Genomic DNA, 18,676 nt, shown 5'->3' with positions numbered 1-18,676 from the left:
GTTTGCCTCGCTTCAAAAAATTACAGCTTCTGCTTTGCCTGTTCCTTCATCTTGCGGCTGCCCAGGTGAACCAGGGGCAGTTTGCCTTCCTTGCAGATGGGGCATTCGTCAGGCGCGTAGTTGGGCAGTTCCAGCTTCAGGGCGCTGGCCAGGATGGGAATGGGAGAGGGCGCAGCGGCGGTGGTGCGGTCCACCACGCAGACGATGCCCAGGCAGATGCCGCCGGCTTCCTCAATGACCCGCTTGGTTTCCAGGCTGGACACGCCGGTGGTGACCACGTCTTCGGCGATGATGCAGCGGGTGCCGGGCTTGATCTGGAAGCGCTTGAGGGTCATGACGTTGTCCACGCGCTCGGTGAAGATGGCGGGCTTGCCGCACTGACGGCCCAGCTCATAGGCATAGACGATGCCGCCCATGGCGGGACCCACGAACAGGTCCACATCCATCTCCTTCAGCTTTTCGGCCACCGGAGCCATGACCTCGGCGCACTTGTCCGGGTACTGCTGCAGATAGGCCATCTGGCAGTAAGCCCCGGAGTGGCGGCCGCTGGACAGAAGGAAGTGACCTTCCAGAAAAGCGCCGCATTCCTTCAGAATTTCTTTTGCATCTCTTGCCATCGTTGAACCCTCCATACTTGTGTTTCCGTATACCTGTTTTGAGGCGGCACCGGCCGTTGCGGGCCCAGGTTGCCGCTCTTTTCCATTCTTGCGTATTATGATAGCACCGTTTGCATAATATTGCAACGCTATTGCATAAAAATTCAGTTTGCCCGGGCACAGCCGCGGATCTCGTCCAGGCTGTGCACCCCGTGGGCCTGCATCCAGTCGGCCATTTCGGCCACGATGCGGGTGCAGGCGCAGGGATCCAGGAAGTTGGCGGTGCCCACCTGCACGGCGGCAGCACCGGCCATGATGAATTCCAGGGCGTCCTTGCCGGTGGTGATGCCGCCCAGCCCGATGACCGGGATGTTCACGGCGCCCACCGCCTGCCAGACCATGCGCAGGGCAATGGGGCGCACCGCCGGGCCGGAAAGCCCCGCGAAAGTGTTGGCGAACACCGGCTTGCGGCGCTCCAGGTCAATGGCGCAGGCCTGGAAGGTGTTGCACAGGCTGATGCCGTCGGCGCCGGCGGCTTCCACCGCCTTGCACATCTCGGTCAGGTTCTCGGCCTGGGGGCTGAGCTTGACCACCAGGGGCACGGTGCAGACCTTGCGCACCGCCGCCACCACCTCGGAAGCGTCGGCGGCACGGATGCCGAAGGCCAAACCGCCCTGCTTGACGTTGGGACAGCTGATGTTCAGTTCCAGGAAGTCGATGCCCGCCTCGCACAGCATCCGGACGCCTTCCACGTTCTCCTCGATGGTGTGGCCGCCCAGGTTGGCCCAGACGGTGGTGCCCAGGGTCTTCATGGCGGGCAGTTCATGCTCGATGAAGTGGGCCACGCCAGGGTTCTGCAGGCCGATGGAGTTCATCAGGCCGGAGGGGGTCTCGTACAGGCGCTCGCCGGGGTTACCGGGCTGGCCGTTGAGGGTCAGGCCCTTGCCGGAGATGCCGCCCAGAACCCGCAGGTCCTGGATGTCGGCGTACTCGGGGCCGAAGCCGAAGGTGCCGGAGGCCGCAATGACCGGGCTGGCCAGACGCTTACCCAGCAGGTCCACATGCAGATCCACATTAGTCAAGGTCAAACACCTCCTCAGCAGCAAAGACCGGGCCGTCCTTGCAGACGGTGCGCGGTCCCACCTTGGTCATGCAGGTGCAGCCCAGGCAGGCACCCAGGCCGCAGGCCATCTTGCGTTCCAGGCTGACGATGCAGGGGGTGTTGTGCTCCGCACAGAGCTTGTACACACCTTTCATCATCACGTTGGGGCCGCAGGCCAGGACCAGGTCGAAGTTTTCGGGATGCAGAATGCCGGTGACCAGGCCGTGGTAGCCCACAGCACCGGAATCGGTGGCTACGCTGACAGCGGCGCAGTAGGGCAGGAATTCTTCCAGCCCGTAGGGCTCATCCCGGAAGCCCACATACAGTTCCGGCTTGGCGCCGGCGGCGGCCAGCTCCTTGCAGAGGAGCAGCAGGGGCGCGGTGCCGATGCCGCCGCCCACCACGGCCACCCGGCCGGTGCCGCTCTTGGCGGCTGCGGCCACATCAAAGCCGTTGCCGCAGGGGCCGGTGAGGGACAGGGTGTCCCCTGACTTCAGGGCGGCCAGCTTCTCGGTGCCCTGGCCCTTGACCTGATACAAAAAGGTGATGGTATCATGCTCCGTACTCGCATCGTGGACGCTGATGGGGCGGGAGAGCACGGGGGCCTCATCGGCCGCCCAGCAGCGCAGCATATAGAACTGGCCTGCGTGGGGCATGAATTCCGGGCGCTGATCCTCCCAGGACACGGTCAGGCGGCGGATGTCCGGCGCCACCGTTTCCTGTGCCAGCACACTGACCTTACAGTTTATCGCACTCACTCTGGATATCCTCCCTCATGCGGACACATTCATTATAGGCGGCCTCGGCGTAATCCACACCGGGCTGCTTCTTCCAGGCCAGCAGGATGCCGCGGCTGGAATTGACCACACCGCCGTTGCCCTTGTTCAGGTAGCGGGCGATGTCGGCGGCCTTGCCGCCCTGGGCACCGTAGCCGGGGATCAGGAAGAAGGTGTTTTTATAGGCGGCCCGGATGGCGGAAGCTTCCTCGGTGTGGGTGCCGCCGATGACCAGGCCCAGGCTGGTGTAGCCGGTTTCGCCCATGTAGTCCTGGCCCAGGGCGGAGATGCTGTCCCCCACCAGGTCGTAGACGTGGCGGCCGTCGGCCAGTTTCTGGTATTCAAAGTCCTTGGCGCCGGGGTTGGAGGTGCGGCAGAGCACAAACACGCCCTTGCCCTGGTCCTTGCAGTAAGGCAGATAGGGGCTGATGGAATCCAGGCCCATGTAGGGGGCCAGGGTGATCAGGTCGGCTTCGAAGTCGCCAGTGAAATGGGCCTTGGCATACATTTCGGCGGTCTTGGCAATGTCGCCGCGCTTGATGTCGGCGATGACCGGCAGGCCGGTCTCCCGCACCATGCGCAGGGTTTCGGCGTAGGCGCGCATACCGTCCAGGCCCAGGGATTCATAGTAGGCGATCTGCACCTTGTAGCAGCCCGCGGCGGACTTGGTGGCGTCGATCAGGGCGCGGTTGTAGGCCACCACGTTCTCCCCCGCCGTCTTGGTGGAATCCACGGCGGATTCGGGCAGGTAGCTCAGTTCGGTGTCCAGGCCCACGCAGACGGGACCGTTGGCGGCCACGCTGGCATACAGTTTATCCATATTGGTCATGGGAATTTGCCTCCTTACTCTTCGCTCCGATAGGTGATCTTGCCGCCCTTGACGGTCATCTTGATGCGGCCGTACAGGTTTTCGCCGTCGAAGGGGGTATTTTTGCTCTTGCTGTGCAGCTTGTCGGCGTGCACGGTATACATATGGTCGATGTCCACCAGCACCAGGTCGGCGTCGTAGCCGGGGCACAGCAGACCCTTTCGGTCGGCCAGGCCCATTACGGCGGCGGGGCCGGCGCTCATGAGGAAGCTCAGCAGTTCCAGGGGCAGGCCCTCCATGCGGCAGAGCTTGGTGTAGCAGGCGGCAAAGGCGGTTTCCAGCCCCACCATGCCCGCGGCGCCCTTTGCCTTTTCCTCGGCGGTGTGGGGGGCGTGGTCGGTGCCGATGCAGGTGACGGTGCCGTCCTTGATGGCCTCCACCAGGGCTTTCACGTCCTTGTCGGTGCGGATGGGCGGGTTCACCTTATATTGCAGGCGCTTGTCGTCGAACCACAGGTGGTGCGGGGTGACCTCGCAGGAGACCCGGGCGCCCTTGCGGCGGCTCTGGCGCACCGCGTCCACCGCCTCGGCGGTGGAGACGTGGCACATGTGCAGCCGGGTGCCGTAGTACTCGGCCAGGTGGCAGTTGCGCACCGTCTCGATGTTTTCGGCCAGGCGGTAGTCCCAGGGGCTGATCTCCCGGTCCTCGGCGTGGGACATGACGGTAAGGCCCCGCTCGGTGGCGATGGCAAAGACCCGGGCCATGACCGCGTTGTCCATGACGCCGTTGCCGTCCTCGGTGATGAAGCGGATGTCCTCGGGCAGGGTCAGCAGATGGTCGATGGTCTTGCCGTCAAAGTCCTTGGTGATGGACACGGTCTGGTTGGCATCGCACAGGCCGATCTCCTTGGCCTTGTTCTGCACCGCGTAGACGATCTCCGGGGTGGAGCACACCGGCTTGGTGTTGGGCATCAGGTTGACGAAGGTGTACCCGCCCGCGGCGGCCGCGGCGGAACCGGTGGCGATGTCCTCCTTGTATTCCAGGCCGGGGGTGCGCCAGTGGCAGTGGGTGTCGATGAAAGCGGGCAGGATGGTCAGCCCGGCGGCGTCGATGACCTCGGCGTCCAGGTCGGCGGGCAGTCCGACGCCCAGCGCCGCGATCTTGCCGTCTTTGACCCAGACATCACAGACACTGCCGTTGGCATCCTTGGCATTGCGGATCAGCATGATACAGCCTCCCATTTGGTGGTTTTGGGCCCGTTTGGGCAAAAAAAAACTTTTCCCCAATGGAGGAAAAGTCAAAAGAACCGCCCGCACGCGGTGTCGGGAAAAAACACGGCACCGTCAAAATTCAGAGCGCTGGACATTCGGGCCGAGCGGAACTGCATGACTGTGCCTCCTTTTTCTGACATTCCTTGCGGGGGTTTCGCATAATTTTTCTTATTCTACCACGGCCCCGCCCCCCTGTCAAGGCAAAGGGGCCCGCCCCGGCCGCCGTCTTTGGGGGCCGTTGTGCACAGCTTTTTGGGCAATATGACAAAGGCGGACAGTTGACGGTGCCCCCGGCAGGTGGTAGGATGAAGAAAACCCCGACCGGTGCCCTTGCCGGCCAAAAAAAGGAGCTGTTTTGTATGTCCGAATCCCGCAAACTGGTGGTGGTTTTTCCCGGCAGAGGGTACACCTGTGCCACCGGACTGCTGGCCGACGGCATCCTGCGCTGGAAAGAGCTGGGGTACGAGGTTCTGCCCCTGGATTTTTCCGCCATTCCATTTGCCCGAATCGACACCTTTGCCGAAGCCTTTGACCGGGTGGAGGCCGCCGCCCTGGCACAGCTGGCGGGGGTGGATCTGGTGCATTGTGACGACCTGGTCTTCTTCTCCAAGAGTATGGGCACGGTGGCGGCGGCCCGCTGCGCCGCCGACCTGGGCCTGCATCCCCGGATGCTGCCCCTGACGCCCCTGCCCGAAACCCTGGACCTGACCCGGCCCGGGGACCAGGTGCTGGGCATGGCGGTGGGCACCAACGACCGGTACATTGACTGGCACCGGGTGCGTAATTTCTGCCGGGAGCGGGGCATTCCCTGCCTGGTGTGCGAGGGGGTAGGTCATTCCCTGGCGGACAGAAATGCCCCGGCCGTCACCGAAGCCATCCGCCGGCAGGTGCTGGCCCTGTGCCGCCCCCTGTAACGTACTTTACGGATTGATACACAAAAACCCCGCCGTCCGTTGCCGGACGGCGGGGTTTGTTATGCTTTTCAGGTGAAGCGAATCAGTTTTCCTTCATCTTGGCGAAGCACTCGCTGCAATAGACCGGACGGTCTTCGCGGGGCTGGAAGGGAACCTTGCAGGCCTTGCCGCAGCTGGCGCAGACAGCGTCAAACATCTGGCGCTCACCACGGACAGCGTTCTTGCGGGCGTCACGGCAGGGCTTGCAGCGCTGGGGCTGGTTCTCGAAACCACGGCTGGCGTAGAATTCCTGCTCGCCGGCGGTCCAGACGAACTCTTTGCCGCAATCCTTGCATACCAAAGTCTTGTCTTCGAACATAATGGGTATCTCCTCTTAAAAATATTTGCCCGCGGAAGATTTCAACCAACGCCTGCTTGGTAAGGACCAAAGGAAGAACTGATTGCTAAGCTACTTGGGGCAGGTTACTATATGACCAAGACGGCGGGAACCGTCCAAGTCCAAAGGGGTGGTCAGCGCGCGGCGCGCAGTTTGCGTCGGGCCCGGGCCAGAGCATTTTCCACCGCACGGGGGGCACGGTCCAGCACCTTGGCCGTCTGCGTGGGCGAAAGCCCGTCCAGGCTGGCCAGCAGCGCGGCGCGCTCCAGCGGGGAAAGCAGGGTGTCGATCTGCGCCAGCACATCGGTGCGGTTCTCACTGGCGATGGCCAGTTCCTCCGGACCGGGCGCAGCTTGGTCCTCTGGCAGCGGCACGCTGTCGTTCAGCGGCGCGTGCTTTTTGCGGGTGGCGGCGCGGTGGGCGTCGCGCTGGGCATTGACAATGCAGTTGGCGGCATACGCCGCAAAGGGCACCCCGCGGGAAGGATCATACCCGCGTACCGCACCGAACAATCCGATGAGCCCCTCCTGCACGGCGTCGTCAAAATCCAGGCCCGGAGCCTGGGCGGACCAGGCACCTTTGCGGATGACGGGCATCATGCGGGCGATCAGCGCCGCCAGAGCGGTCTCGTCCCCCTGGGCAGCACGCTGCAACAATTCCTCACTGATCGGCTGCATAGACGGCTCCTTTGGGACGGTGCGGATACGGTAGTTCCCATTGTAGCGGCTGCGACCCCGTTTGTCAATCATTTTCTGCCGGATAATGCCGCAGGCAAGGGCTTTTTTGCCCTCAGCTGTTGCGGCCGGTGAAGTAGTTCAGCAGTTCCACCGCCAGAATGATGACCACGGTCACCACAAAAACGCCGCCCCAGCCCATGCCGGCTTTGGGCAGTACTTCCAGCAAAGTTTGAAAATTCAGCATGGTATACTCCTTATTATATAAGACGGAATCAGGCGAACAGGGTCAGGATCATGCCGCCGGCAATGACCGAGGCGATCTGGCCGGAAACGTTGACACCCACCGCATGCATGAGCAGGAAGTTCTGGTTGTCCTCCTGCAGGCCCATCTTGTTGATGACACGGGCCGACATGGGGAAGGCGGAGATGCCCGCCGCACCGATCATGGGGTTGATCTTGGTCTTGGCGAAGATGTTGTAGATCTTGGCCACCACAACGCCGCCCACCGTGTCGAAGACAAAAGCCACCAGGCCCAGGGCCAGGATCATCAGGGTCTGCACGGTGAGGAAGCTGGCCGCCTGCATCTTGGTGGAAACGGTCAGGCCCAGCAGCAGGGTGATCAGGTTGGCCAGGTCTTTCTGTGCGGTTTCGGACAGACCTTCCAGCACGCCGCACTCCCGCACCAGGTTGCCGAACATCAGGAAACCGATGAGGGCCACGCTGCGGGGGGCCACCAGGCCGGCGATGATGGTGATGATGATGGGGAACAGAATCTTGGTGGTCTTGCTCACCGGGCGGTCGGCGTAGCCCATGCGGATGCGGCGCTCGGCCTTGGTGGTGACGGCACGGATGACGGTGGGCTGGATGATGGGAACCAGCGCCATGTAGGAGTAGGCGACCACCACGATGGCGCCCAGATAGTTGGACTGGAAGAAGTTGGCCACAAAGATGGAGGTGGGGCCGTCGGCCGCGCCGATGATGGCGATGGAGGCGGCGTCCTTGATGTCAAAGCCCAGCAGGGCGGCCACGCACAGGGTGAAGAAGATGCCGAACTGTGCCGCCGCGCCGAAGATCATCAGTTTGGGGTTGGACAGCAGCGGGGTGAAGTCGATCATGGCACCGATGCCCACAAACAGAAGCAGCGGGAACAGTTCGTTGGCGATGCCGGAGTTGAACAGCACATCGATGGGGCCCAGCTCGGTGACACCGTCGATGATCTGGGTGACGGCGCCGGACTGGGGCAGGTTGACCAGGATGGCGCCGAAGCCCATGGGCAAAAGCAGCGAGGGTTCCATCTGTTTTTTGATTGCGAGCCAGATCAGCAGCGCGCCGATGATCCACATGACCACCTGCTGCCACTGCAGGTTCAGGACATTGCCGAAAAGTGCCTCCATAGCGAGACAGACCTCCTTTTTAACATCTATTCGCTTTATGTCTCATTATGAAGGAGCAAAAAGACGCTGTCAAGGGTCATTTTGCCTTTTTATCCGTATTTTTACCGTGCATTCTGCCCAAAATGGCAGGAACAGTTCACCGCTTTAACGCCTTGACTTGCTATGGGGAAATTGCTACAATGGTAACGGCAAGCCCTTTGTATTTTTGGGCACGCTCACCAAGATTCCTCCGTTCCATCGCCGGAACGGAGCTGTAACAGTAAAGGAGAACGCCCATGCGCGTTGCAAACCCCAACGGCTCCCCCGATCAGGGCCGCAGCACCGCTTTGTATGAAGCCATCCTGCGGCTGGATGATCTGGAAGAGTGCATCCGTTTTTTTGACGACCTGTGTGCCGTGACCGAACTGCGCACCCTGGAACAGCGGTACGACGTGGCCAGCTGCCTGCTGCAAGGCAAGGTATACAGCGAAATCCGGCGGGAGACCGGCGCGTCCAGCGCCACCGTATCCCGGGTGAACCGCATGCTGAACTACGGCACCGGCAGTGTGGCCGCCAGCGTGCGGTACGACCTGCAGCACAAGGCTGCCGACGAGGACGAAAGTTCCCGGTCCGAAGAGTAAAAGGAGGTCCCTGACCATGAGCGTACATATCCGCGATTTCGGCCATACCAGCGACGGCACCCCCATCCAGGTGGCCGTGCTGGACAACGGCATTATCCAGGCGCATATCATCAGCTATGCCGCCGCCATCCAGAAACTGATTGTGCCCGACCGCAAGGGCAACCCGGTGGACGTGGTGCTGGGCTTTGAGGATGTGGCCGGCTATGAAACCAACGGCGGCTGCCTGGGTTCGGTGGTGGGCCGCTACGCCAACCGCATCGGCGGGGCGAAGTTCTTCCTCAACGCGGAGGAATACCACCTGACCGCCAACGACCACGGCAACTGCCTGCACAGCGGCAACCACGGGTTCCACCGCACCGTCTTCGACATGGAGCTTTCGGGCAGCGGCGACGACGGCGTGCTGCTGCGGGCCGTGAGTCCCGACGGCACCGACGGTTTTCCCGGCAAGGTGACCCTGGAGGTGGAGTACAGTCTGGTGGGCAGCGGCCTGATGATCCAGTACAGTGCCACCACCGACGCCCCCACCGTCGTCAACATCACCAACCACAGCTACTTCAACCTCAACGGCCATGCCTCCGGCACCGCCCTGGGGCACCGGCTGCAGATGGACGCTCCCGCCTTTCTGGAGACCGATGCCAATCTGATCCCCACCGGCAAGATGATTCCCACCGCCGGCACCCCCATGGATTTCACCGAGGAAAAGACCATCGGCCGGGACATCGAGGCCGACTACCCCGCCCTGAAACTGGGCGGCGGCTATGACCATTGCTTCGTCATTGCGGACACCGGCCTGCGCCATGCGGCCTGGCTCACCGGCCCCCAGACCGGTATCCGGATGGAGACCCTGACCACCCAGCCCGGTGTGCAGCTGTACTCGGTAAACGGGATGAGCCTGAACTGCCCCGGCAAGGAGGGCGCCGAGTATCATGCCCGGGAGGCCGTCTGCCTGGAAACCCAGGATTTCCCCGACGCGCCCAACCACATGGAGTTCCCGGACACCACCGTGACCCCCAAGGCGGCCTACAGCGCCACCACCCTGTACCGGTTTGATACCGCGCCCCTGTAACACAAAACAGAAAGCCGCCCGGCTTGCGCCGGGCGGCTTTTGTTTTGCAGGGACACGGCTGTCACAGATGCAGGATCAGCCGGGCGAAGTTGAAGTAGATGAGCAGGGTGGTGGTGTCCACAATGGTGGTGATCAGGGGCGAGGCCATGACCGCCGGGTCGATGCCGATCTTGCGGGCCGCCAGGGGCAAAGCGCCGCCGATGAGCTGGGAGAGCAGGACGGTGCACAGCAAGGTCAGGCTGACCACCAGGGCCACCCCCAGTCCCACCTGGTCGAACAAGGAGAGCTTGAGGATGTTGCAGATGGCCAGGGTGCCGCCGCACATGAGGGCCACCCGCATTTCCCGCCAGAGGATGCGGGGCAGGTCCCGGGGGTGAATGTCCCCCACCGCCACCCCGCGGATGATGGTGGAAGTGCTCTGGCTGCCTGCGTTGCCGCCGGCGTCGGTGAGCATGGGGATGTAGGCGGTGAGCACGGTGACCGCCGCCAGGGCGTTCTCGTACCCGCGGATGACCAGACTGGAGAAGGTGGCGCTGAGCATGAGGAAGAGCAGCCAGGGGGTACGGCTCTTGTACAGCTCCCACATGCTCATGCGGAAGTAGGGCTTGTCCACAGGGGACATGGCGTTCATCTTGGCGAAGTCTTCGCTGGCTTCGTCCTGCAGGATGCTGATGGCGTCGTCCACCGTGACAATGCCCACCAGCCGCTTTTCGTTGTCCACCACCGGAATGGCCAGAAAGCCGTATTTTTCAAACAGCTGGGAGGTCTCCTCCCGGTCGGTGGAGGTGTGGACGCTGATGACCCCCGGTTCCATCAGCTCCCGCACGGTGCGGTCCTCATTCTTTTCCAGTACCAGCGCCCGCAGGGACACCACCCCTTCCAGGGTGCGGTCGGGGCCGGTGACATAGCAGTTGTTGATGGTCTCCTTGTCAAAGCCGTGGTTGCGGATTTCGTCCATGGCCCGGCGCACCGTCCAGTCCGGGGACAGTTCCATGAATTCCGGGGTCATGACGCCGCCGGCGGAATCCTCCGGGTACTTGAGCAGTTCGTTGATCATCTGGCGGGTTTCTGGCCCCGCCTGGGCCAGAATCCGCTTGACCACCCCGGCGGGCATCTCCTCCACCAGGTCGGCGGCATCGTCGGCGCAGAGTTCCTCCACCACCACTTTCAGTTCCTTGTCCGAAAGGCCTTCAATCAGGCTCTGCTGGGTTTCGGGGGTGAGCTCGGCAAAAATTTCCGCCGCCAGGTCCTTGGGGCACAGGCGGTAGAGCACCGGAAGTTTTTCCGGGGGCAGATCCTCGAACACGGCGGCCACGTCGGGGGCCGGAAGGGTCTGCAATACGTCGCGCAGGCTCTGGTATTTCTTGGCATCATCCAGGTGAGCCAGCATGGTCTTGATGGTCTGGATCGTGGTATCAGACATAAAAAAGCTGCCTCCTTTCGGCGGCAGCCTGCAGTTCGGTAGAATTCAGCCAACGCAATGCGTGGCCAAGCCCGGTGGGGCAAAGGTGCGCTTGGTCAAAACCGCGCCCTTGCCCCGCCGAACTGTTCCGAAACGGCGGCTGCCGACTGGTATTCACATCGGTTCACAGGACTACCGGGAAGTTCCATTCGTCAACCACCGTCCTTTCGTTGCAAAATTCGGGGCCTGGCCCCGGGCATCATAACTCTACCATGTCGGAGCGGCCAAGTCAACCCCGCCCGGCAAGAAAATTTTCACGCCCGGGCAAACAAAATCGGGCAGCCCGAAGGCTGCCCGACCCATTGACCATTCTGAGATTGTCTGCCGTTTGGAGGAAGAATCAGGCCATCAGTTCCTTGACGCAGGCGGCGATCTTCTCGTCCTTGCAGGCGGGGAAGAAGTACTCGGCGAAGTGCTCACCGGCAAAGGCGCCCTTGACCAGGTCGCGGTCCAGCTCCTTCAGGATGTCGCACAGGTCGCGGAAAGCCACGGCGCGCACGCCGTCCAGAATCTTCTTGTTGCGCTGCTCGGGCACCACGCGCTCTTTCGGGTAGCCCTGGCCGTGGCCGAAGCCGAACAGCTTTTCGAAGCAGTATTCCAGGTTGAGCTCGCCGCCCCAGCCGAAGCCCTTGGCAAAGGGCATGGCCACAGCGTTGCCGTCGTTCACATGGGCGAAGGTGTAGGCGTCCACGGGGTCCTCCACATGGCCGCAGATGACGCCGGGGAAGCTGTTCAGGGCCAGCATGGCGCCCTCGCCGGTGCCGCAGCCGGTGATGACATAGTCGGCTGCGCCGGAGTTCAGCAGCACGGCGGCCAGAATGCCGTTCTGCACGTAGGTCAGCTGGGCGTTGTCCTCGGCGGTGTACATGCCGTAGTTGACCACCTCATGACCCATGGGCTCCACAACCTTGCGCAGGCTGGCTTCGATCAGGGCGTTCTTGGCGGCCTGGCTGTTTTCGTTGATCAGTGCGATTTTCATGATACAGTCTCCTTTTTTATGTAGATATTCAGAAATGAATACAGGATACCTTATTTATTCTTCCATCTCAAAGGACAGAACCTCTCGCCGGTAGTTCAGCGCGTCTCCATGCAGAGGCTGCCCGTTCAGCACGGCTTCCCCGGCCTGGTTGTCGTAGGGGTCGTTGCGCCACTCCTCATCCGGCGGGGTGAGCTGGGCGTAAAACTCCCGGTTGGCCACCATGCGCAGGGGGTCCAGGTTGCCGAAATAGAACCGGCGGCGCTCCTCGTCCCCCCGGCGATGGGCGCCGGAGCCGAAGGAGCAGTCCGCCCACAGCCAGCCGTAGGGGGCAATGTAGAACTGGGCCCAGTCGTGGCTGGACGCCCCCTGGGGGGTGACGTACAGCCCGCTCTGCCACCGGGCCGGGATGCCGGCGATGCGGCACAGGGTGATGAACAGCAGGGCCATGACCCCACAGTCCCCCCAGCCGGACTTGGCGCAGTTGTCGGCGATGGATTCCAGGCAGGCGTAAGCCGGCTGGTAGCGGTAGTTGGTGTGGGTGGTGACGTAATCGTAGATGGCCCGGGCCTTTTCCACCGGACCGTGGCAGCCTTCGGTGATCTCGGTGCACAACCCTCGCAGCCAGGGAGTAAAGACAATGTGGGGGGCCTGTTCCCCGGTGCAGAAGGTGGGCTGCACCTCGTCCGGGGTCAGGGTGTCCATGTCCCGGTAGTCCGCCCGGATGTGGTAGCGGTAGGTCACGGTGAAGGGGCCGTTCCCTGCCCGGCCGCACCAGTAGGCGGTGCGCTGTTCGGCATCGCTGTGGGCAAACTCGGTGCCGGGGGTAGCGTCCAGAATCTCGATTTCGCTCTGCTGTTCGCAGGCCGCCGGAATGGGCAGCCAGGCCCGCAGCTCGGCGTCGGGGTCGGCGGGATGGTCCGGCCCCACCGACGCCCGCAGGGTGATGGTGGCCGAAAGATGGCCCCGCTCCTTCATGGCGGCCATGACCTTGCCCCGCACGCCGGAGGCCGGGTCGGGGGTCAGGCCCCGGGCGATCATGTCCGGGTAGAGGCGAAGCGCTTCCAGAAAGCGGTCCAGATAATAGGGCTTGCCTTCGATGTAGCGCCAGTCCACCCGGTCGTCCGCCACCAGGGCGTCGAATTCCGCCGGGGTGAAATCGGGGATTTCCTTCTGCACCAGGGCGATGGCGGCCTCCCGGTCCAGGGTATAGTTGTCGGGGATGCGGCGCATGATCTCACGCAAAGCCAGCAGGGCGTTTTTGCCGGTGTGAGGCAGGCGGTCCTGGGCCAGCAGTTGATCGATACGGGCGTTGGCGGCGGCAAAATACCCCGCCATGTACAGCCGCTGCACATCGGCAGGCACGCCGGCCGAAAGGTCGGCAAAGACCGCGTTGCGATCCATGGAAAAAGCCTCCTTACAGTACGATTTCACGGTAATAGGTGGTGTTCACCGTCTTGTCTGTCTCGGCAATGGCGGCAATGCAGCCATCCAGGGTCTTGGCCACATCGTCCAGGCTCTTCCAGCCGGCGGCTTCGGGCTTGACCTTCTCTTCCAGGTAGGGACCGATGTCGGTGTGGGAGCAGGCGCCCTCGATGAGGTAGGCGCCCTGCCGGGCGGGCTGGGTCTGGGGCTCAAAGTTCTGGTCGCTGCCCAGGCTGGTGAGCAGAAAGTCCCCCTTGCGGCCCCGGCCGCCCACCAGGATCCGCACCCCCACCGGCTGGATCTCCATGGTGCGGGCCTTTTCAGCCAGAACGCGCACCGCTTTTTCCAGGGTGATGTAGCGGGTATCGTACTCATCCAGGGCGTTGATGATCTGCACGGCGGCCAGGGTGTCGCCCGCAAACCCCACCAGAATGTTCTTGTTCACTTTACGCAGCTTGGGCAGGTCATTGGTGATGACCTTGGGCTTGCCGTCCCTGATGGGCTCTTCCACCATGCGGCCGTCGCTGACCATGGCGCAGAAAGCCTCACCGCACACTGCCAGGATCGCACTCATACTTTCAACCATCCTTTATCTGTGATCTTCCGGGACCATTGTAGCATACCGCCCCCAAAAAGAAAAGGGGCGCCGCGGCGCCCCTGCCCTTCCCTGCCGGAAGGGTTGTGTACAATTTTCAGCCCTTGGTCACCTTGAGCATGTCGGCGCCCGGCTCCACATCGCCGGAAGCCACCAGATCCACGCTGGCAAAGTCGTCGGTGTTGGTGATGACGGTGATGACAACGGCGGGATGGCCGGCAGCCTTGATCTTGTCCAGATCCATGGTCAGCAGCAGCTGGCCCTTCTTGATCTTGTCGCCCATCTTGACCTTGGCGGCAAAACCGTCGCCCTTCATCTCCACGGTGTCCACGCCCACGTGAATCAGCACTTCCACGCCGCCGGCGCCCTGGATGCCCAGAGCGTGCAGGGTGTCGGGCGCCTGGGTGATCTCGCCGTCGATGGGGGCGTACACCTCGCCCACAGCGGGATCAATGCCGCAGCACTGGCCCAGAATGCCCTGTGCGAACACTTCGTCGGGAATGTCTTCCATCTTGACAACGGTGCCTTTGGCGTCCGCCGCGACCATGATCGGCCCGGCCGGAACGGGAGCTTCCTTCTTCTTGAACATGTCAAAAAATCCCATGATGGTCTCTCCTTCTTTGCTGGCCCGCGCGGCGGGCGAGTTCTTATCCTCTATTTTACACGAAACCTTTGGTAAAATCAATGAAAAATCTGTCAATCTTCGGCGGCAATTTGGCGCTGCACGGCGCGGATGCCCTGCCAGGTGATGGCGGCCATCTGTTCCACCGATTCCGGTTTGTTCTTTTGCAGCCACAGGGCAATGGCGCCGAAACACCCCTGCACCGCAAAGGAGGTCAGGTAATGCTGCCGGGCGGTGCCGCCGTCCGGGGCCATATACCCCAGACACCGCTCCGAAATGACCGTCTGCAGCCGCTGCACAAAAGCGGGGTCCCCGTTGGGGCCCAGCAGTGCGGCGCAGATGGCGTCGTTCTGGTCCAGATACTCAAACAGGGCCAGCAGGGCCGTAGGGGTGGTGTCGCTGTCCAGCCGGGGCAGCAGCGCATCCATAAACAGGTTCAGCTGGTCCACCTGTTCCTGTTCCAGCCGGTCCAGAAGTTCATAAATATCCCGATAATGAAAATAGAAGGTGCCGCGGCTGACGCGGGCCAGGCGGGTGAGTTCACGGACCGTGATGTCCCGTACCGGTTTCTGCACCAGCAAAGACACCAACGCATCACACAAACGCCGACGGGTGGCCCGAACGCTGCGGTTGGCTTCGCCTTTGCTGTTCATTGTATTGCTCCCTTTCTCGCGGTATTGGCGCGACTTCCTACTTTTATACTAGTGGTGCGGGCGGCATTTGTCAAGGAAAAACGGGCAATTTGTTCAAAAAAGGATATGCAGTATTTCCGTTTTTGTGCATTGCAGACGGCTTTTCATTCCGCCGCGGCAGTGTTATAATGTAAAAAGTCCCTTATTCCGGAAAGGATGTGTCCCCCATGACGCTGGACCGCGACCGTGCCCGCCGCGCGTTTGCCGAATATACCCGGGCCTATGACCCCACCGACCCCAAAGTGCGCCTGAAAATCGAGCACACCTATCGGGTGGCCGCCCTGTGTGAGCAGATTGCCCGCAGCCTTTCGCTGTCCGAGGCGGACACCGACCTGGCCTGGCTGGCCGGGCTGCTGCACGACGTGGGCCGGTTTGAACAGCTGCGCCGGTACGGCACCTTTGAGGATGCCAAGTCCATCGACCACGCCGCCTGCAGCGAGGAAGTGCTGTTTGTCCAGGGGCATATCCGGGATTACCTGGACGACGCTTCCGCTGACGGGCCCCTGCGCACGGCGGTGCGGTGGCACAGCGCCTACCGCCTGCCCGAAGGCCTAGACCCGGACACCCTGCGGCTGTGCAACATTCTGCGTGACGCGGACAAGATCGATATTCTGCGGGTGAACGTGGAAACGCCCCTGGAAGAGATCTACAACGTGACCACTGAGGCCCTGCGCACCGCCCCCGTGACCCACGCCGTGCTGGACGCTTTTTACGCCCACCACGCCGTGCTGCGCACCCTGAAGCGCACCCCGGTGGACAACGTGGTGGGGCACGCTTCCCTGGTGTACGAGCTGGTTTACCCCGAAAGCCGGCGGGAAGTGAGCCGCCAGGGATATCTGTGGCAGCTGCTGGATTTCGAGACCGAAAACCCGGACACCGCCCGGGACTTTGCCGCCATGCGCACCCATCTGCGCAGCTGGCTGGAGCAGGCCGCCCGCTGACCCGATGATACAAAAAAAGCACCCCCGATGCCTTTTTGCATCGGGGGTGCTGTGCTGTTTGGGGAAAAATCAGAAGTTCTTGGACTTCAGTTCAAAGTAAGCCTGGGGATGAGCGCACACCGGGCACTTGACGGGGGCGTGGGTGCCGATGTAGATGAAACCGCAGTTGCGGCACTGCCAGACCTGCTCGGTCTCGCGGGCAAAGACCTTGCCGGCTTCGATGTTGGCGGCCAGGGCCTTGTAGCGCTCCTCGTGCTCCTTCTCGATGCCCGCCACCATGCTGAACAGGGCGGAAATCTGGTCAAAGCCTTCCTCCTTGGCTTCGGCGGCCATGCGGGGATACATGGAGGTGTGCTCCTCGTTCTCGCCCTGGGCAGCCATCTTCAGGCAGGTCAGGGTATCAGGGATTTCCCCGTTTTCCATCAGGAGCTTAAACCAGATCTTGGCATGCTCCTTCTCATTGTTGGCAGTCTCGGTGAAGATGGCCGAGATCTGCTCGTAGCCTTCCTTCTTGGCCTTGGAGGCAAAGTAGGTGTATTTGTTGCGGGCCTGGCTTTCACCGGCGAAAGCTTCCCACAGGTTCTTTTCGGTCTTGCTGCCTTTGAGTTCCATAATCGTATCTCTCCTTTTTGTCGGTGTAGATTTATTTTGAATAAACGTTTAAGACTTTGTCTTAACTAGAGTATACCGGTTCCGGCGGTGGATGTCAAGCCCGTTTTCGCCGTTTTTTCGTATATAAAATTGTGAAAAATGCTCAAACACATCAAAACCGCATTGACAAGAAGCCCCGGATAGAATACAGTATTTATAGGATACAATCTTATTGTATTCAAACCAATGAGAAAGGACGGGACTTTCATGACACGTCAAAAACGCCTGATTTTGGACCTGATGCGCCAAAGTCCCCGCCACATGACGGCCGACGAGATCTTCGCCCAGGCCCGCCAGCAGATGCCCAACATCGCCCGCGGCACCGTATACCGCAATCTGAAGCTGATGGAGCAGGCCCGGGAGATTGCCCGGCTGGAAATGCCCCAGGGCCCCGACCGGTACGACAAGACCTCGGCCCCCCACGGCCATTTGTATTGTGACGGGTGCGGGGACCTGCAGGATATTCCGGTGGTTGGCCTGGTCAAGGAGATCGAGAGCGCCATCGGCACCGAGGTGCGCAGCTACCAGCTGACCATCCATTATCTGTGCCCTGCCTGCCGGGCCAAGAACGCACAGTGACAGTATGGGCATTCTGCCCGCCGCCCAGTCCCCCGCCGGGGACCGGGCTTTTTCTTTTTTTAAGAAGGCGCACAGGCGCGGAAGGGATTCCGGTCTGTGCGCCTTCTCTGTATCAGAGTATGCCCATCCCGTCGGTGGTGTGCGCGGGATCGGGGTGGCAGAGGGTCTTCTCCAGCAGGGTCAGGAATTCTTTCAGGGCCGGGTTGCGGTTGCCCGCCATGTACAAAGCCCCGAAGGTCAGGGGTTCGAATTCCGGCAGCGGAATGTAACACAGGCCCTCCCGCCGGGCGGAAGGGAAATCCGCCATGACCGCAAAGGCGTAGCCGGTTTCCACCAGGGTGCCCACCACGTCCTGGTTGTCACAGAACAGCACCTGTTCCGGTGACCGGCTGCCCACCACCCGGGTCTGGACGGCAAACAAGGCCGGCGGGCAGATGGGCGGGCGGCAGACCGCAATGCGCCCGGCCCCGGCCAGTTCTCCCACTGTCAGGCTCTGCCGTCCGGCCAGGGGGTGGGTGTCGCTGCAAACGCACACCGCCCGGCATTGGGTCAGGGTGCGGAATTTCTGTTTGGCTTCCTCTCCTGTGCCCCGCCCCGGCCCCCGGAAGGAAAAAATCATGTCGATGTCTCCATCTGCCAGCAGGTTTTTCACCGCGTCAAAGGGAATCAGCCGCAGCGCCGGCAGCAGTCTGGGCTGCTCCGTCCGCAGCCGTTCCAGGGCCGGGCGCAGCACCCGCAGTTCGGTGGTGTTGCGGCAGCCGATGGCCACCCGGGTCATCTCCTCGGTGCGGAACTTTTTCATCCGGGCCTTGGAAAGCTCCGACAGCTTGAGGATCTCGCTGGCATACTGGGTGAACTGAAACCCTTCCTGGGTAAGGCGGACGCTCTTGCTGGTACGCCGGAACAGCTTGACCCCCAGTTCATCCTCCAGGGTGGTGATCTGATGGCTCACCGCCGGTTGGGTGATGCGCAGCTGCTCCGCCGCCCGGGAAAAGTTGAGATAGTTGGCCACGGCCATGAAACATTCCAGCTGGGTCGTATTCATAAAAAAGAATCCCTCCCGGAAGTGCGGACAAAGAGGGAAACGCCCGCCCGCAATAATTTTTATCTATAAAATTCTTTTATAGAATATA

The 18,676-nt window shown here is 61.9% G+C and carries 22 protein-coding genes; 5 read left to right on the top strand and 17 right to left on the bottom strand.

Annotated elements, in window-relative coordinates; genetic code table 11:
• Positions 1 to 20: 20 nt before the first annotated feature.
• The 5 genes from pyrE to H6B15_RS07025 form a co-directional block, all read right to left on the bottom strand.
• Positions 21 to 617 (bottom strand): orotate phosphoribosyltransferase, encoded by a 597-nt coding sequence (gene pyrE, locus H6B15_RS07045; protein ID WP_204647289.1) that lies wholly within the window; start codon positions 615 to 617, stop codon positions 21 to 23.
• 143 nt (positions 618 to 760) lie between these two features.
• A complete protein-coding gene (locus H6B15_RS07040; RefSeq protein ID WP_430661834.1) occupies positions 761 to 1,678 on the bottom strand; it encodes a dihydroorotate dehydrogenase in 918 nt (305 codons plus the stop codon).
• The gene (locus H6B15_RS07035; protein WP_204647287.1) at positions 1,671 to 2,456 is read right to left on the bottom strand and encodes a dihydroorotate dehydrogenase electron transfer subunit; all 786 of its coding nucleotides are present in this window, start codon (positions 2,454 to 2,456) and stop codon (positions 1,671 to 1,673) included. Before H6B15_RS07035 ends, H6B15_RS07040 begins: the two co-directional genes overlap by 8 nt.
• Positions 2,437 to 3,303, bottom strand: coding sequence for an orotidine-5'-phosphate decarboxylase (gene pyrF / locus H6B15_RS07030; protein WP_204647286.1), 867 nt, complete (start codon positions 3,301 to 3,303; stop codon positions 2,437 to 2,439). The genes H6B15_RS07035 and pyrF overlap by 20 nt, the downstream gene beginning before the upstream one ends.
• 14 nt (positions 3,304 to 3,317) lie before the next feature.
• Positions 3,318 to 4,508, bottom strand: coding sequence for a dihydroorotase (locus H6B15_RS07025; protein WP_204647285.1), 1,191 nt, complete (start codon positions 4,506 to 4,508; stop codon positions 3,318 to 3,320).
• A gap of 404 nt (positions 4,509 to 4,912) precedes the next feature.
• Here H6B15_RS07025 and H6B15_RS07020 point away from each other — a divergent pair, with 404 nt between their 5' ends.
• A complete protein-coding gene (locus tag H6B15_RS07020; RefSeq protein ID WP_204647284.1) occupies positions 4,913 to 5,467 on the top strand; it encodes a hypothetical protein in 555 nt (184 codons plus the stop codon).
• Between the two features lie 82 nt (positions 5,468 to 5,549).
• On the opposite strand, the gene H6B15_RS07015 is transcribed toward H6B15_RS07020, so the two are convergent.
• The 4 genes from H6B15_RS07015 to H6B15_RS07005 all read right to left on the bottom strand — a co-directional run bounded on the left by H6B15_RS07015 (position 5,550) and on the right by H6B15_RS07005 (position 7,914).
• Positions 5,550 to 5,825: a zinc-ribbon domain containing protein gene (locus tag H6B15_RS07015; protein ID WP_204647283.1), complete on the bottom strand. Its 276-nt coding sequence runs from the start codon at positions 5,823 to 5,825 to the stop codon at positions 5,550 to 5,552.
• A gap of 152 nt (positions 5,826 to 5,977) precedes the next feature.
• Positions 5,978 to 6,520: a sigma-70 family RNA polymerase sigma factor gene (locus H6B15_RS07010; RefSeq protein WP_204647282.1), complete on the bottom strand. Its 543-nt coding sequence runs from the start codon at positions 6,518 to 6,520 to the stop codon at positions 5,978 to 5,980.
• 112 nt (positions 6,521 to 6,632) lie between these two features.
• On the bottom strand, positions 6,633 to 6,764 hold the full coding sequence (locus H6B15_RS15670) for an OadG-related small transporter subunit (protein ID WP_275950975.1): 132 nt from the start codon (positions 6,762 to 6,764) through the stop codon (positions 6,633 to 6,635).
• A gap of 28 nt (positions 6,765 to 6,792) precedes the next feature.
• Positions 6,793 to 7,914 (bottom strand): sodium ion-translocating decarboxylase subunit beta, encoded by a 1,122-nt coding sequence (locus H6B15_RS07005; protein ID WP_204647281.1) that lies wholly within the window; start codon positions 7,912 to 7,914, stop codon positions 6,793 to 6,795.
• A gap of 275 nt (positions 7,915 to 8,189) precedes the next feature.
• Here H6B15_RS07005 and H6B15_RS07000 point away from each other — a divergent pair, with 275 nt between their 5' ends.
• Positions 8,190 to 8,534: a YerC/YecD family TrpR-related protein gene (locus H6B15_RS07000; protein WP_204647280.1), complete on the top strand. Its 345-nt coding sequence runs from the start codon at positions 8,190 to 8,192 to the stop codon at positions 8,532 to 8,534.
• A gap of 16 nt (positions 8,535 to 8,550) precedes the next feature.
• Positions 8,551 to 9,600, top strand: coding sequence for an aldose epimerase family protein (locus tag H6B15_RS06995; RefSeq protein WP_204647279.1), 1,050 nt, complete (start codon positions 8,551 to 8,553; stop codon positions 9,598 to 9,600).
• Positions 9,601 to 9,661: 61 nt separating this feature from the next.
• Here H6B15_RS06995 and mgtE read toward each other — a convergent pair whose 3' ends face one another.
• The 6 genes from mgtE to H6B15_RS06965 all read right to left on the bottom strand — a co-directional run bounded on the left by mgtE (position 9,662) and on the right by H6B15_RS06965 (position 15,333).
• Positions 9,662 to 11,023: a magnesium transporter gene (gene mgtE / locus H6B15_RS06990; protein WP_204647278.1), complete on the bottom strand. Its 1,362-nt coding sequence runs from the start codon at positions 11,021 to 11,023 to the stop codon at positions 9,662 to 9,664.
• 379 nt (positions 11,024 to 11,402) lie between these two features.
• Positions 11,403 to 12,041: an RpiB/LacA/LacB family sugar-phosphate isomerase gene (locus H6B15_RS06985; RefSeq protein ID WP_204647277.1), complete on the bottom strand. Its 639-nt coding sequence runs from the start codon at positions 12,039 to 12,041 to the stop codon at positions 11,403 to 11,405.
• A 54-nt stretch (positions 12,042 to 12,095) separates the two neighbouring features.
• Positions 12,096 to 13,442, bottom strand: coding sequence for a transglutaminase-like domain-containing protein (locus H6B15_RS06980; protein WP_204647276.1), 1,347 nt, complete (start codon positions 13,440 to 13,442; stop codon positions 12,096 to 12,098).
• 13 nt (positions 13,443 to 13,455) lie between these two features.
• Positions 13,456 to 14,037, bottom strand: a complete 582-nt coding sequence (locus H6B15_RS06975; protein ID WP_204647275.1) for a hypothetical protein — start codon at positions 14,035 to 14,037, stop codon at positions 13,456 to 13,458.
• 118 nt (positions 14,038 to 14,155) lie between these two features.
• Positions 14,156 to 14,662, bottom strand: coding sequence for a PTS sugar transporter subunit IIA (locus H6B15_RS06970; RefSeq protein WP_204647274.1), 507 nt, complete (start codon positions 14,660 to 14,662; stop codon positions 14,156 to 14,158).
• Between the two features lie 92 nt (positions 14,663 to 14,754).
• Positions 14,755 to 15,333, bottom strand: coding sequence for a TetR/AcrR family transcriptional regulator (locus H6B15_RS06965; protein ID WP_204647273.1), 579 nt, complete (start codon positions 15,331 to 15,333; stop codon positions 14,755 to 14,757).
• Between the two features lie 206 nt (positions 15,334 to 15,539).
• Here H6B15_RS06965 and H6B15_RS06960 point away from each other — a divergent pair, with 206 nt between their 5' ends.
• Complete coding sequence (locus H6B15_RS06960; protein ID WP_204647272.1) at positions 15,540 to 16,313, top strand: HD domain-containing protein; 774 nt, start codon at positions 15,540 to 15,542, stop codon at positions 16,311 to 16,313.
• 69 nt (positions 16,314 to 16,382) lie between these two features.
• On the opposite strand, the gene rbr is transcribed toward H6B15_RS06960, so the two are convergent.
• Entirely contained in the window at positions 16,383 to 16,925 is a 543-nt protein-coding gene (rbr, locus tag H6B15_RS06955; RefSeq protein ID WP_207751508.1) for a rubrerythrin, read from the bottom strand.
• Positions 16,926 to 17,171: 246 nt separating this feature from the next.
• On the opposite strand from rbr, the gene H6B15_RS06950 reads away from it, so the two are divergent.
• On the top strand, positions 17,172 to 17,543 hold the full coding sequence (locus tag H6B15_RS06950; protein ID WP_204647271.1) for a Fur family transcriptional regulator: 372 nt from the start codon (positions 17,172 to 17,174) through the stop codon (positions 17,541 to 17,543).
• A 112-nt stretch (positions 17,544 to 17,655) separates the two neighbouring features.
• Here H6B15_RS06950 and H6B15_RS06945 read toward each other — a convergent pair whose 3' ends face one another.
• On the bottom strand, positions 17,656 to 18,588 hold the full coding sequence (locus tag H6B15_RS06945; protein ID WP_204647270.1) for a LysR family transcriptional regulator: 933 nt from the start codon (positions 18,586 to 18,588) through the stop codon (positions 17,656 to 17,658).
• Positions 18,589 to 18,676 lie beyond the last annotated feature (88 nt).

It is taken from the genome of Gemmiger formicilis (assembly GCF_016900095.1).
GTDB classification, from domain to species: Bacteria; Bacillota; Clostridia; order Oscillospirales; family Ruminococcaceae; genus Gemmiger; species Gemmiger formicilis_A.
Note: the sequence above shows the minus strand (reverse complement) of the source record. Positions and strands in the feature narration are given on the sequence as shown.

Bases quoted from the DNA above. Each gene is read 5' to 3' on its own strand.
- pyrE (WP_204647289.1), bottom strand. From the start codon at position 617: ATGGCAAGAGATGCAAAAGAAATTCTGAAGGAATGCGGCGCTTTTCTG.
- pyrF (WP_204647286.1), bottom strand. From the start codon at position 3,303: ATGACCAATATGGATAAACTGTATGCCAGCGTGGCCGCCAACGGTCCC.
- H6B15_RS07025 (WP_204647285.1), bottom strand. From the start codon at position 4,508: ATGCTGATCCGCAATGCCAAGGATGCCAACGGCAGTGTCTGTGATGTC.
- H6B15_RS07020 (WP_204647284.1), top strand. From the start codon at position 4,913: ATGTCCGAATCCCGCAAACTGGTGGTGGTTTTTCCCGGCAGAGGGTAC.
- H6B15_RS07015 (WP_204647283.1), bottom strand. From the start codon at position 5,825: ATGTTCGAAGACAAGACTTTGGTATGCAAGGATTGCGGCAAAGAGTTC.
- H6B15_RS07010 (WP_204647282.1), bottom strand. From the start codon at position 6,520: ATGCAGCCGATCAGTGAGGAATTGTTGCAGCGTGCTGCCCAGGGGGAC.
- H6B15_RS15670 (WP_275950975.1), bottom strand. From the start codon at position 6,764: ATGCTGAATTTTCAAACTTTGCTGGAAGTACTGCCCAAAGCCGGCATG.
- H6B15_RS07005 (WP_204647281.1), bottom strand. From the start codon at position 7,914: ATGGAGGCACTTTTCGGCAATGTCCTGAACCTGCAGTGGCAGCAGGTG.
- H6B15_RS07000 (WP_204647280.1), top strand. From the start codon at position 8,190: ATGCGCGTTGCAAACCCCAACGGCTCCCCCGATCAGGGCCGCAGCACC.
- H6B15_RS06995 (WP_204647279.1), top strand. From the start codon at position 8,551: ATGAGCGTACATATCCGCGATTTCGGCCATACCAGCGACGGCACCCCC.
- mgtE (WP_204647278.1), bottom strand. From the start codon at position 11,023: ATGTCTGATACCACGATCCAGACCATCAAGACCATGCTGGCTCACCTG.
- H6B15_RS06985 (WP_204647277.1), bottom strand. From the start codon at position 12,041: ATGAAAATCGCACTGATCAACGAAAACAGCCAGGCCGCCAAGAACGCC.
- H6B15_RS06980 (WP_204647276.1), bottom strand. From the start codon at position 13,442: ATGGATCGCAACGCGGTCTTTGCCGACCTTTCGGCCGGCGTGCCTGCC.
- H6B15_RS06975 (WP_204647275.1), bottom strand. From the start codon at position 14,037: ATGAGTGCGATCCTGGCAGTGTGCGGTGAGGCTTTCTGCGCCATGGTC.
- H6B15_RS06970 (WP_204647274.1), bottom strand. From the start codon at position 14,662: ATGGGATTTTTTGACATGTTCAAGAAGAAGGAAGCTCCCGTTCCGGCC.
- H6B15_RS06965 (WP_204647273.1), bottom strand. From the start codon at position 15,333: ATGAACAGCAAAGGCGAAGCCAACCGCAGCGTTCGGGCCACCCGTCGG.
- H6B15_RS06960 (WP_204647272.1), top strand. From the start codon at position 15,540: ATGACGCTGGACCGCGACCGTGCCCGCCGCGCGTTTGCCGAATATACC.
- rbr (WP_207751508.1), bottom strand. From the start codon at position 16,925: ATGGAACTCAAAGGCAGCAAGACCGAAAAGAACCTGTGGGAAGCTTTC.
- H6B15_RS06950 (WP_204647271.1), top strand. From the start codon at position 17,172: ATGACACGTCAAAAACGCCTGATTTTGGACCTGATGCGCCAAAGTCCC.
- H6B15_RS06945 (WP_204647270.1), bottom strand. From the start codon at position 18,588: ATGAATACGACCCAGCTGGAATGTTTCATGGCCGTGGCCAACTATCTC.